A 12710-nucleotide genomic window follows, 5' to 3' on the forward strand; every position below is an offset into this window, starting at 1 on the left:
CTATTGCTTATAGTTTATGCTGCTCGGAGGAAAAACATAAGGGATTAATCCCTTACAGGAGTCTCTCAGGCATCTTTATTTTCCAATGGAATAACTTTTTCTGCGCTTTTGTGATGTTCCGGCCAAAGTCTTTTGGCAACAGGGCTGGTATCAGCCAATGCGTGGCAAGTATTCATAATCGCCGGAGGCTTGTCGTTTGCCTCATCCTGTTTTTTCAGTTCTTCATACAATGCTTGAAAGGCTGTGGTTGCCATTGGCCCCAGCAGTTCTGTGTGATGGGTGCAGCCAGCGGCATGGCCCAACAACTCTTTCACTTTTTTGTTCCAGCCGGGTCCGATTTGCAGTCCTTTAAGCGCCCGGTAAGCTGGTGTGATATTGGGGCAGATAGCAAAAGGGGCGTGTTCTGTACTGGCCTCGGCATCATGGATTGTGAGTTGGGTGTCGATGGTGATGCGCAACCACATCTCATGCAGAGGTTCTCCCGCCGGAATAAAACCGCCACGGTCTTCATTGGGAATAGGATAGGTTTTAATGTCTGTCATGTGGCCTTCGATATCCCATAAGCCATCATCACGCTTGTAGGCGTTACAGGTTACAGTTCGGGTATGGATCAACTGGCGCGAAGCCGCTGGAGACAGAGACATAGTCGGAAACCTGAAATCAAAATTGCGGTAATGGAGGTTATTCATCCGTCAGTGGAGGGCTGAATGTGATTAAGTATATCAAAAACAGTAGGTTAGACTGAAATGGCAGCTGACTTGCAGGTCAATTTAGTGACCGGTAATGCTGTGAGAGGAAGCCGATAAGCTGTGAGAGGAAACACAGACGCGAGTTTTGGTCAGACATGTAGCGGTGGTACAGAGGTACCACCGCGAGAAGAGCTTTTCAGAACAATCAGGAAGATAACACCTGTAGCATTTCCGCTTCAGTGAGGAATTTTTCCCTCGGTTTGTTCCCTTGCGCCCTGTCTTGCTCTGCCTGATCAATGGTCTTCCAGTCCTGATAGCTCAGAACCTTCAGTTGCTTAGCTTCAATCAAATTATCCATTGCGACCCGGCCGGATTTTCCGGCTGAGATCTGACCTGAATCCAGATCCGCCAGAATCCGCTTACTGATTTCAAGAGCATCAGCGCGGTTCGTTGGAATCACACCATTTGGTCCTCGACGGCACCAGCCTGTGGCATAAACACCTGGTTCGATAAGGCCGTTCTCATGTTGGATACGCCCCTGTTGCGTATCAAAAGGCACAGATGAAATTTCACGACTGCGATAACCGATGGCACTGATTAAGGTATCGACGGGAAGAGCGAGCTCATCAGAAGCCTGTTCAGCTTGATGTTTCAACTTCAGTGATTTTATCCGGCCATTTTCTGACGCGACAGCCACTGGCGAATGGTTAAAGAGCAGATGAATGCGGGTTTTACCAGCTGTCAAAACCGGGTTTGAGGCATTTTCTGCAAACTCCCGGAACAGGTCGAGATTCATCTGTTTTGCGCGGGCCTCTCTTGGATCAAGGTCCGATGAGGGCGTCTCAGGAATCCGTGTGTTGCTGATGACAGGAACCGCTGCACTCAGAGCTTTCAGCTCAGCAAGCTCCGGAGGGGTGAATTTGGATTGTTCCGGAGTGCCACGACCAATCAGGTAGATATCAGAAACTTCGCTGTTATCGAGTTGCGACATGGCAGGAGCGCAGATATCTGTCTCTGCGCGCTCGTTTGATGTTTTCGCCAGCAGTCGTGCGATATCCAGGGCGACGTTACCGTGACCAATAATGGCGACCGATGGCCCTTTCAACTCCGGTGGATTCTGATGGCTGGCAGGATGGCCATTGTACCAACCAACAAAGTGGCTGGAGCCATAAACGCCTGCACTATCTTCGCCGGGAATATTGAGCATGCGATCTTCGGAGGCGCCTGTGGCGATAACAACTAGGTCGTAACAGGACTTCAGTTCGTCATAACTGATATCAGGCCCTACATTCAGGTTTGCAAGAACCCGGATGTTGTCTTTTTCCAGTGTTTTCTCGAACTGGCGAGTGACATTCTTGGTGCCCTGATGATCCGGTGCTACGCCCGCCCGAACAAGTCCGAAGAGGGAGGGCAGACGCTCGATGATGTCGATTTGGCAGTCTTCAATCTTGCGGCTCAGTAACTCGGCAATAAAACAACCGGCCGGGCCACTGCCAACGATGGCGATCTGTAATGGCATAAGGGATCCTTAGCTGTTGATTCTGATGCTCAGAGACTGAGGCCACCAAAGCGTTTGTAGAACGCAGGGGATGCATCCGGTAACGGACCTTCAGCAGTCTCCAGAATCTGACTCAGATGACGCTCGGTTTTGTCAGTAACCAGTCGATAAAGATTGCGGCACAGCAGGCGGGCAGCAGTACCTTCCCAGTCACTTGGCAACAGTTCTTCTGGCAGCTGTGGGTCACGCAGCAGAACCCGGCGATATTCGTGAATCAGTAGGGTACGAACCAGGAAGCAGTCTTCCGGATCAAGATTGTCTTCGCCTTTTAGTTCATTCCAGATCGGGCGGAATTTGTTCAGAAACAAACGATAACTTTCCGAAAGTTTATCCAGGTTCCAACAATCTTTTACGAGAAGTCGTAGTGGCTTGCCGTTGATCACATCCTGTTTTTGGGTTTTAAAAACAATAGCGTCTTCGGCAGCGTTAAGATCCCTCAGGGTGGACTGTAACTCTGAAAGTTCAATGGTGGGATGTGCCATAACCCCGGGGGCAATCAGGCCGAAACCTAACCAGCCAAGCTCTTCTTTAACAACTTTTCTGACTTCAGGATCAAGCTGATTACCAATAATCAGGCTCCATTGACCATCCCAGTCGGGCAAAACAGGGGCGTAAACCCGCTTAAAAGCTTTTTCAAAACGACGGCGACCCGATGCCGTCAGGCTGTAGTAGCTTCGACGTCCAATCTGTTCAGCGGTTAACCATTCTTCTTTAGCGAGTCGAAAAACCGAGGTGCGCACCAGTCGCTGATTCAGGCCTAAAGGCTCTAGACAGTTAATCAGACTGCCTAACCAAACGGTTCCTCCACGGGGAGCAATAGAGTCACCATAAACGGTGATGATAAGTGAACCGGCCCGAATCGGGCGTTGCTGACAGAACTCTTCGACAAGCTGACTAACTGCGCGGTTTTTTGGCATGGGATTTTGTTTTGTAACACTTTTGAGTGGAATGAGACGCTGATTGTACGGAGGCAAATCAGCCCAGGCAAGGCATCAGCGTTGATCTGATACTCAATGTGATCAGATATACGGATAAGACAGGAAGCTGTTTCAGATTGTTCTGATACTGTAACTGGCTTGATCTGGGCAGGGGTTGTATTAGGTTTTATCTGAAACTATTTGGTATGCCAGCACAACAGCTGCTGATATGAGCTTTATGCGTTTTTGTGAATAAAAAGCAGATGCCTGAATTGACTGCCTGAACTTCAAAGAAACGTATCAAGATAAAAATAATAAGGTTCGTCCGATCCAAATAATAAGCATAAAAACCGGAGAAAGGAGTCTTCACCGATGACACAAATCAGCATTGAAAAACCGTCACTGATGAACGGCGCAATTCGCGTCATTATCGCAGAGCATGGAGGTATCTGGCGGGTTCTGGATATTCTGGAGCAGTTGCAGCGTCAGATGAATATGGAAGATCAGGCACCGGATGCGGAACTGATACACACCATTCTGGATTATCTGCAAAGTTTTTCCCATCGCATCCATCTGGATGGCAAAGATATTCTCCTGCATCAGTTGTTGCGGGAGCGCGTACCTGAGGCAGAGGCGTTACTTAGCCGCCAGACCGAAGATCATCTGATAGGAGCTGTACGCATTGCAGAGCTGCGAGGCCTTCTGGATCGCTGTGCTGCTAACTACCCTGAAGGGCGGGATCTGTTCAGCAAGCAACTGAGTCGTTTTATCTTTGCGCTCAGAAAGCATATCAAACGAGAAGAAGGGATTGTTGTTCCTCTGGCCCGCGAGCATCTTTTGGAAGCAGACTGGTTGGCGCTGGTGAGTTCCCGTGATCAGGATGATGATCCTTTGTTCGGTCGTCAGGTTCGTGAAGAATTTAGTGCTTTGAGAGAGAAAATTTCGCAAATGACGCCGGAGAGTATTATCGGCCATAACCCCGCAGTTTCTAAACCCGCTCCTATCATGGGCAATGACACCTTACTGAAAGTGGAGGGTGCCAGTTGTCAATTTGAGGAGAGTATAGCTTTGGAAGGTGTCTCGTTTGAGGTTGAAAGTGGAGATATCGTAGCTGTAATGGGAGAGGATGGCAGCGGTAAAAGCAGTCTCTTCAAAGCGATATGTGGACTTCAGGAGCTATCCTCGGGTTCAGTCACTTTTTCAGGGCTGGATATCAGTCGAATGCCAGCTGATAAGCGTGTCTATGCCGGTATTGTGCATGTGCCTGAGGGGCGTCAGGTCTTTGGGCCTATGAGTATCGAAGACAATATTCTTTTAGGGTGCTATTCGCGCAAGATGGATGCTTCCGTGTATTCAGATCTGGAAGTGATTTACGAGGGATTTCCGTTATTAAGAAAGCAACGCCATCAGATGGCAGGTTCACTATCTGCAGGTGAGCAGCAGCTTTTGGCTATGGCGCGAGGTTTAATGGCAAAGCCTAAATTGCTGCTGATTGATGAACCCTATTCTGACCTGTCACCAGATATGGTTAAAGAGGTGAGCAGTGTGATCCGGCGTGCAAAAAAGGATGGTATTACTCTGATGCTTAGTGAGCGTAAACGGGGTTTTGCCTCGGAGCTGGCTAACCGACATTTTGAGATGAGAAAGGGAATATTACTTGATGTCGAGAAAGCAAAAGCTCAGTCAGCGGATGCAGATCTGGAAATGCTCGCCTGACCCCACTCAAAGTGGAAATAAATTTGAGTGAGATTAATAACCCCGCAAGCGCGGGGTTATTAATTAGGATCGATAATAGCTTATTACGGGCTTCAGGCTTTAGCTAAGTGCTTTTCTTCAACCATGGAATCCAGCAGAGCCATCACTTCATCACTGGCACTTTCAGCCCGTTGGACAGCGGCAACAATCTCATCCCGGATATCCTGATTACCCAGCCAGTTATCGGATGCCAGATCTACCGCGAAACGGGCACATTTATGGATGGCCGCATGAGGTGTCTGAAGTTGTTTAAAGCTATGCAGATGTCGGAACTGCTCATAGCCGATACCTTCGTCATACCACTTACCCAAACGGCAGTTGTGATGATCCACGCTAACAGCGTTGACGGCATCAGAGTGCTGTTGGGTATCCTGAATACCCAGATAGGTGCGTTGTTTGTAAACGATATGATCTACCTTTGCCAGAATAGTGAAATTTTTATCGCTGGCATGGGCAAGGCGCTTATTGGTATCAACGGCGGATGTGGCTAAGCGATTGAAAGTCTGATGAAAACCATCAATATCCCTATTTAAGGCTTCCGCTTCACCGCCAGCTTGTTCTGAGGCATCGCGCATCTGTTTAGAGCGCTCAGCAAAGGTTTCAATAATCCGGCTGATATTTTCTGCGGCGTCTTTTGATCGGCCGGCCAGGGTGCGCACTTCATCGGCAACGACTGCGAATCCGCGACCATGTTCACCGGCGCGGGCAGCTTCAATTGAGGCGTTCAGTGCCAGCAGATTGGTCTGTTCGGATATATCTGAGATTAGCTCCAGAGCATCGACAACACGCTGCCCATCTTCATCCAGTTTTATGACAAGCCCTTCGATATTGCGTAAAACACCTGTGATGTTAGATAGCTGGTGAAGCATGGTTTCGATAACACGTTCCGACGCTTCAACATCGTCACGGTTTTCACTGGATGTGTTGAGAGCAAAGCGTATCTCTTCAATCACACCGGTCAGGTCGGCCTGAATTGTGGTCAGATTGGGTACAAGGCAGTTGACGTTGATTTCATTAAGCTTAGACATGAGTTCATTACGCGAACGGATTGTTCGAACCTGACGCATCGCTTCAAGGCCTGTATTCAGTTGCTCCAGAGATCTGTGGGGAGCACCGGAGACGGCGCTGCTTATGGCTAAGCGGTGTTCCTGACCTTCTGATACATCCTGAAAGGCACTGTCAGCTTCCAGGTAGAAACTCTGAATCTGATCCAGCAACTCGTTCATCTCCCAAGCGACTTGCCCAACTTCACCAAGACCAGAAATGTCATTCACTCTGTGGTGAAGTTCACCCATTTTGCTGCGTTTAATGGTGTGGTGGACCCGATGCAGCACTTTAAGGGCGCGCTGCATAATGCCGCGCATATAGATAATTACTGCCAGAACGGCAAGCGGATAGAGTAAAAACCACAAGGAAGCCGAATAGAAATACTGGCCTGCAGCTGTTACAGCAACGGCAAGAAACAGATGAAGACCCTGTGCGATATTTACCTGAGTGTGTAGGAAAGGCCAGGACGCACTGTTGCTTGAGGTCTGTTTGGCGTAAGTGGATTGATAACCGGATTTACCGGACGCATGCTCAGGGGATTGCCGGTGATGCGCTTCAAGCAGATACTCTGTATAGCTATTGTGACCTGCTTCCTGCAATAAACGCTCAAGGCATTCCAGACCCGTATTCAGATCCTGATTCTCGGCGCGCAACACTTCTGCATAGATAGGTTCAATCAGTCGGATCATGGCTTCTGATGCAGGGTAGTGCACGGCACAGTAGCCGATTTTTTGGCCTTTTGCGTCAAAGTTGGGATACAGAGCAGAGAAGCTCCAGTATGCCTTTCCGGATGAGCTGGTGTTTTTTACCAGAATAAAAGCTTCATCATCCTTCTCAAGGCGTTTCCAGACACGGTGCCAGATACAACGCGGCATCTCCTTATGCCGGACAAGGTTGTGATTAAAGCCGATCAGTTGCTTTTCGTGGTAGCCGGAAATGCGCATAAACACGCGGTTTACATAGGTGATCTTACCTTCAAGATCAGTGATGGATACCATTGTATCGCCGGTGTTCGGGGTGTTAATAGGGCCTGAATCGAACTGAGTGTCGTATAGCGACATGGTGCCTCCTGGCTAAAGTAAACAGGCCGGATATTAGCCTTACAATGTTTCAGGTATTTAAAGAAACCCTAAAATAATATCCGCCCTTCCTTTAGGAAGGCAATAAATTAACCATTTCTTAATAAGTTAAATTGATTTTTCTCGTTGTCGAATGCCTGAGAGTACTGATACCAAAAGGATTTATCCCTATCTGACAAAATCAGACCCGGGGGTTAACGGTGCTTATTTAATGTCAGGAAAAGATACTGGCTCTTCAGCCTGTCAGCTGGTAATCGGTCAGATTTACCGGTGTGTGCAGTCGCATCAGGTGATGAATGCTGGTAATCACTTCTTCGGGAAGTTCTGCGGGTTCTACCGCTCTGAGTACTTTAACATTGCAGCCCTTCAGGCAAAGATCTACTGGTGTGTCGGCTTCAATAACCTCAAGGTCGGGTGAAAGAATGCGTTTTACGATAGGCTGTGAGCGCTTATCCGGATGAGTTTCTGTCACTAAGGCGATGGTGAGGTCGCTGAGTTGAACAAGGGTACCGATAGGATAAACACCTACGCAGGCGATAAAGCGCTCAACCAGCGCACCTTCAAAATGTTTGTTTCTAAGTCGGTATAGCTGACTCAATGCCTGGGTTGGATTATCAGAGGGTTTGTAAAGTCGATCCCGTGTCATCGCCTCATAGGCCATCACAATAGAAAGGATTCTGGCCATCAGAGGAATACGTTTACCGCGAATCCCTGTCGGATAGCCGGTGCCATCGTAGCGCTCATGATGATAGGCCACCATAGCATCAATTTGTTTTAATGATTCATCCCGACCAATTAGGGCGCGGCCATCTTCGACATGCTGTTGAATCATCAGTCGCTGGCCAACACTTAAGATGCCCTTATTGCTTAACAGGCTATCCGGAACTTTGAGCATGCCGATATCGTGCAATAACGCACCAAGGCCGATCTGAATCAACTGCTCTTTGTTCATACCAAGGCGACGGCCGAATAACAGGCTCCAGATACAAACATCAGTTGATTTCTGCGCCAGAGTGCCGGTTTTAGGGCTTATGTGGTTCATCATCGCCAGCACTTCGGGTTGCGCAATGCTGGAGATCAGAATGTGCTGAACGGCATCGTAAAGCTCTTTGGTGTGAACACTGCCGCCGGTTCTGATATCAGAAAACATCTCTTCCAGCTCAAGCCGTGTTTCTTCGACACTGCTTTGAGCATATTCCGGGGTGACCTTGGCTTTAACTTTGTTGAGCTTTTCAACCCGCTGCTGCTTCAGTTCATCTTTAAAATCTTTGTTGCGACTATCTTTGTTGTGGTGATGAGCGGTCGCTTCAGTTTGCTGTGAAGCCGTTATTTCATGAGAGGCTGGTTGATCGGTGGGTATTTGAGGCTTGGTAGCCAGTACAGGCTCACTCTTCTCTTTTGAATCCACCATTACTTTATCACAATAGTTGCTGAGACGGATGATGTCATCGGCGGTCTCAATAACGAAGGGGCCATCCCAGAACGGAATCTGCTCCCAAGGACAATCAAGCGCAATGACCTCCATTCCCGGGCGAAGGTTTCTGACCGCAATTGCTTTACTCATAACATGCCTCATAGCGCAATTCAGACGGTGAGTAACTCCTGCTTTCAAGGAGCAACAGACAGTTGTGGGGGGGCAGTTAGTAAGTGTAGGCGGTATTTTTTAAAGGAGAGTAAAATAATCAGGTATTGCGCTTCGGTAAAGTGAGACGTGTTTGAGAGGGGGGGAGTGTGAGGTAAAAAAAGAGGAGGCCTAAGCCTCCTCTGATAAACCGTACATGCTTAAGAACTAAGCTCGTACATCCAGCTTGTTACCCAGGTGAGATTCAACCGGGGCCGCTGGCTGCACAGTGTTGATGGAGCTCAGCAGAGTATCCATGATCACTTTACCCTGATCTTTTGCTTTGCCAACAAGTGCAACCTGAGCACCCAGAAGTGCATCTTGTTTGCCTGCCTGGTTGGCATAGTTGGCAGCGTTACTGTTTGAAATTTCCATCGAAATTCTCCTCTAGATTTATCTATCTGTAGTCATTCTAGCGGCCAAAGGGGATAAATCTGAAGCGAACTTGAGTGTTTGTTTGTAACTATGTGTCAGAATTCTCACAAACACCCGTTATGCCTCGATTCGACGCCCTTAAAAACACATCAGATAACGAAACGTCCTGCTTCCTGTTTCAGATCTTGTGCCAGTTGAGAGAGCTTTTTAACCTGCTGCTCACTTTCATCCGCATCTCTTGCCAGATCATCTGCTACACCACGAATGGTGTCGGTATTGCTGTGAATTTCTTCACTCAGGGCTGCCTGTTGCTCGGTAGCGCTGCTGATATGGGTTGCGAGATGACTGATCGCTTCAACGGCTTCCAGAATCTGAGTCAGCATCTCTTTAGCCTGACCCGCGTCGGCAACACTTTCCTCTGCAAGAAGGCTACTGGCCTGCATCAGTTGTGTTGCTTCGGTAGCTGACTGCTGAACAGACTCCATAACCTGCTGAATTTCACTGGTAGAACTGCTGGTGCGCTGTGACAGGCTACGAACTTCATCAGCCACGACAGCAAATCCACGGCCAGCTTCACCTGCACGGGCCGCTTCAATAGCCGCGTTAAGAGCCAGAAGATTGGTTTGTTCAGCGATTTCTTCAATGGTGTTCAGAATACCGGTGATGCCCTGAGCGTGGTTGTTCAGGCGGGTAACTACATCGCTGGCGCTATCGAGTTTCGAGGCCAGATCATTAACAGAGCGCTGGCTTTTACTCACCTGAATGATGCCGTCCTGACCCAGTGATAGTGTCTGATCAACCTGGCTGTTGGCATTGTGGACGTGCTGAATAATGTCCTGAGTTGATTGAGCTAACTGATCAACAGCTTCTGCGACTGCATTGGTCTCGTTGCGTTGCTGATAGATTTTTTGGCTGTTTTGTTCGGTTTTATCGGCGATGATGCCCGACTGGCTGCTGAGATCTACTGCAGTCACTTCAAGTTTGCCAATGGTGCTGTGCAGGCTTTTGACAAAATGGTTGAAGTCATTTGCCAGTTTGCCCACTTCATCGGTACTGCGACTTTGAATACGCTGAGTCAGATCACCTTCGCCTTTGGCAATATTGCCTAGGGCATAACCGACACGTTGCAGATCCTTCAAGAGAACTTTGACCATTAGGGCAACAGTCAGCATAACCATTAGGAAGATCGCCAGACTGATCAGGAACTGGATACCGAGGGTCTCTGTAAATGGCAGCATCTCAGTGGTTTCATCCACTTCAACACCCAGCTGCCAGGACGAGTTAGGTACACCGACAATCCGAATCAACTTAGTGCCATTTACGGTATCTACCGGTGTCAGAGATGCATTGCCGGACAGTTTACTGAGTAATTCTTCTTTCAGATTAGGATAAAGCTTGGATACCGGTTGAAGCTGGTATTCCTGATTCTGGTGGGCAATGACAAGGCCCTGATCATTAAGCAGAAACAGCTGGCTGTTGGCACCGGATTCAAAGGAGGTGATTTCTGCAAACAGCTGTTTAAGCTGGAGGTCGGCACCTATGATACCGGTGATCTGACCATTCTGGACCAACGGGCGTGCGATAGTGAAGGTCATCTCTTTTGTGGTTCTGTCCTCGTAAGGACCAATCAGAACCATCTTCTTCTCTTCAATCGCTTTTTTGTACCAGGGACGGGTGCGGGGATCATAACCGTTAACAAAGAAGGTCCGGCCGTTGCTGCCGATACGGGTGCCATCGGTCAGACCGGCAAAAATAGCAATAAACTCGCCGGCTTCCCGGGTCATATTCAGTTGTTCAATAAAGGCATCCTGATCGGCAGGGCGTTCGGCCAGCGTGTTCAACAGCTGGTATTTAGCAGACAGCCAACGCTCAACACCTTTGCCAACGGCGTTAGAAACACCATCAACACGTTGCCCAACATTGTCACGGGTCATATCGGAGAGTCGAAATGCAGAAAAGCCGGTTAAGGCGAGGGAGGTAACAAAGACTGCCAATGTCGCCATGGCAATGATCTTCGCCCGTAGAGAAAGCCCCTTCATGAAAAAGTCCTTTATTATTTTGATTGGTACGGGTGATCTGGCGGGCAGGAGAGATCGTAATAACAATTCCGTTCTTCCATGAACCTGACAGAATCTGACCAATATAGTTTTTTACATCCATTAATACCACTTGCGTCCACTAATTTATCAAACAGCTAAATAGTGTATTTGGGTTTTCTGATCGCTATTGAAGGTGACTTATATTGGCTGCATTGCTGGCAGTGTATAAAAAAAACCCCGGAAGTCCGGGGTTTTAGTCAGAAACACTTTTGCGTTCAGATGTTATCGAAGATCTGTTACGCGTTTGGCTTTACCTTCAGAGCGGGCTAGACCGCCAACCGGTACGATATCCACTTTAGTGCTGATGCCTACCACCGACTTGATGTGATGCTGCAGTTCTTTAATGACTGCTGTCTGATCAGCATCCTGAGCAGCAGGTGTCATCTCAACCTTCACATTCACGACATCGAGGTTACCCTGTTTGGATACGATGATTTCGTAGTGAGGAGCCAATGCCGGGATTTTCAGGATCTGTTCTTCGATCTGAGTCGGGAACACGTTCACGCCACGGATAATCAGCATGTCATCGGAACGGCCGGTGATCTTGTCGATACGACGCATTGGGCGGGCAGTACCCGGCAGCAAACGGGTCAGATCACGGGTACGGTAGCGGATAACCGGCAGAGCTTCTTTGGTCAGAGAGGTGAATACCAGTTCACCATACTCGCCATCAGGCAGAACTTCACCGGTATTCGGATCGATAATCTCAGGATAGAAGTGGTCTTCCCAGATGGTTGGGCCATCTTTGGTTTCTGCACACTCCATCGCCACACCAGGGCCCATTACTTCAGACAGGCCATAGATATCAACGGCATCGATACCCAGACGGGTTTCGATATTGCCGCGCATCTCTTCAGTCCAGGGCTCAGCACCAAAGATACCGATACGCAGAGCCATCTCTTTAGGGTCAACACCCTGACGCTCCATCTCATCGATCAGATTCAGCATGTATGACGGAGTCACCATGATGATATCCGGATCGAAGTCACGCATCAGCTGAACCTGCTTCTCAGTCTGACCGCCGGACATAGGAATCACCGCACAGCCCAGACGCTCGGCACCGTAGTGAGCACCCAGGCCACCAGTGAAGAGGCCGTAGCCATAAGAAACGTGAACTTTATCCGTGCTGCGGCCACCGGCAGCACGAATCGAACGGGCAACAACGTCAGCCCAGACATTAATATCGTGTTGGGTATAGCCTACAACAGTTGGCTGACCTGTGGTGCCGGAGGAGGCATGTACACGCACAACCTGACTCATAGGTACGGCGAAAGAGTCAAACGGGTAGGCGTCGCGCAGGTATTGCTTGGTTGTAAACGGGAACAGCTTCAGATCATCCAGTGTTTTCAGATCGGAAGGATGCACGCCTTTTTCGTCACACAGCTTGCGGTAAGCCAGTACATTGTTATAAGCGTGTTTGATACTGAATTTCATCCGGCTCAGCTGAAGAGCACGAATTTCATCAATACTTGCAGTTTCAATTGGATCAAGGGCGTTGGGATCGACTTTGAAGTTCATCATAATGATTGTCCTGTTAGTAACTCTTGTTTTTCTTGTTCTGCTTTATTTA

The 12710-nt window shown here is 48.6% G+C and carries 9 protein-coding genes; 1 reads left to right on the plus strand and 8 read right to left on the minus strand.

Features of this window, described 5'->3' with window-relative positions:
• Positions 1 to 65 precede the first annotated feature (65 nt).
• The 3 genes from BV405_RS02105 to paaX all read right to left on the minus strand — a co-directional run bounded on the left by BV405_RS02105 (position 66) and on the right by paaX (position 3164).
• Positions 66 to 644 (minus strand): DUF2889 domain-containing protein, encoded by a 579-nt coding sequence (locus BV405_RS02105; protein WP_086479190.1) that lies wholly within the window; start codon positions 642 to 644, stop codon positions 66 to 68.
• A 250-nt stretch (positions 645 to 894) separates the two neighbouring features.
• A complete protein-coding gene (locus BV405_RS02110) occupies positions 895 to 2208 on the minus strand; it encodes an FAD-dependent oxidoreductase (protein WP_086479191.1) in 1314 nt (437 codons plus the stop codon).
• A gap of 29 nt (positions 2209 to 2237) precedes the next feature.
• Positions 2238 to 3164, minus strand: a complete 927-nt coding sequence (gene paaX / locus BV405_RS02115; RefSeq protein ID WP_086479192.1) for a phenylacetic acid degradation operon negative regulatory protein PaaX — start codon at positions 3162 to 3164, stop codon at positions 2238 to 2240.
• 372 nt (positions 3165 to 3536) lie between these two features.
• Here paaX and BV405_RS02120 point away from each other — a divergent pair, with 372 nt between their 5' ends.
• Complete coding sequence (locus BV405_RS02120; protein WP_086479193.1) at positions 3537 to 4880, plus strand: ATP-binding cassette domain-containing protein; 1344 nt, start codon at positions 3537 to 3539, stop codon at positions 4878 to 4880.
• Between the two features lie 92 nt (positions 4881 to 4972).
• Here BV405_RS02120 and BV405_RS02125 read toward each other — a convergent pair whose 3' ends face one another.
• From BV405_RS02125 to paaK, 5 genes are all read right to left on the minus strand, one after another.
• Positions 4973 to 7027, minus strand: coding sequence for a methyl-accepting chemotaxis protein (locus BV405_RS02125; protein WP_086479194.1), 2055 nt, complete (start codon positions 7025 to 7027; stop codon positions 4973 to 4975).
• Between the two features lie 253 nt (positions 7028 to 7280).
• The gene (locus tag BV405_RS02130) at positions 7281 to 8609 is read right to left on the minus strand and encodes a cyclic di-GMP phosphodiesterase (protein ID WP_176330013.1); all 1329 of its coding nucleotides are present in this window, start codon (positions 8607 to 8609) and stop codon (positions 7281 to 7283) included.
• A 225-nt stretch (positions 8610 to 8834) separates the two neighbouring features.
• Complete coding sequence (locus tag BV405_RS02135) at positions 8835 to 9041, minus strand: hypothetical protein (protein WP_086479196.1); 207 nt, start codon at positions 9039 to 9041, stop codon at positions 8835 to 8837.
• Between the two features lie 149 nt (positions 9042 to 9190).
• Entirely contained in the window at positions 9191 to 11080 is a 1890-nt protein-coding gene (locus BV405_RS02140) for a methyl-accepting chemotaxis protein (RefSeq protein WP_086479197.1), read from the minus strand.
• A gap of 282 nt (positions 11081 to 11362) precedes the next feature.
• A complete protein-coding gene (gene paaK, locus BV405_RS02145; RefSeq protein ID WP_425435125.1) occupies positions 11363 to 12661 on the minus strand; it encodes a phenylacetate--CoA ligase PaaK in 1299 nt (432 codons plus the stop codon).
• Positions 12662 to 12710 lie beyond the last annotated feature (49 nt).

The organism is Oceanospirillum sanctuarii (assembly GCF_002150805.1).
In the GTDB taxonomy this organism is placed as follows: Bacteria; Pseudomonadota; Gammaproteobacteria; order Pseudomonadales; family Halomonadaceae; genus Oceanospirillum; species Oceanospirillum sanctuarii.

What these genes read in the sequence shown, in the direction of transcription:
- BV405_RS02135 (WP_086479196.1), bottom strand. Translation starts at nt 9,041, where the DNA reads ATGGAAATTTCAAACAGTAACGCTGCCAACTATGCCAACCAGGCAGGC.
- BV405_RS02125 (WP_086479194.1), bottom strand. Translation starts at nt 7,027, where the DNA reads ATGTCGCTATACGACACTCAGTTCGATTCAGGCCCTATTAACACCCCG.
- BV405_RS02105 (WP_086479190.1), bottom strand. Translation starts at nt 644, where the DNA reads ATGTCTCTGTCTCCAGCGGCTTCGCGCCAGTTGATCCATACCCGAACT.
- paaX (WP_086479192.1), bottom strand. Translation starts at nt 3,164, where the DNA reads ATGCCAAAAAACCGCGCAGTTAGTCAGCTTGTCGAAGAGTTCTGTCAG.
- BV405_RS02130 (WP_176330013.1), bottom strand. Translation starts at nt 8,609, where the DNA reads ATGAGTAAAGCAATTGCGGTCAGAAACCTTCGCCCGGGAATGGAGGTC.
- BV405_RS02110 (WP_086479191.1), bottom strand. Translation starts at nt 2,208, where the DNA reads ATGCCATTACAGATCGCCATCGTTGGCAGTGGCCCGGCCGGTTGTTTT.
- BV405_RS02120 (WP_086479193.1), top strand. Translation starts at nt 3,537, where the DNA reads ATGACACAAATCAGCATTGAAAAACCGTCACTGATGAACGGCGCAATT.
- BV405_RS02140 (WP_086479197.1), bottom strand. Translation starts at nt 11,080, where the DNA reads ATGAAGGGGCTTTCTCTACGGGCGAAGATCATTGCCATGGCGACATTG.
- paaK (WP_425435125.1), bottom strand. Translation starts at nt 12,661, where the DNA reads ATGATGAACTTCAAAGTCGATCCCAACGCCCTTGATCCAATTGAAACT.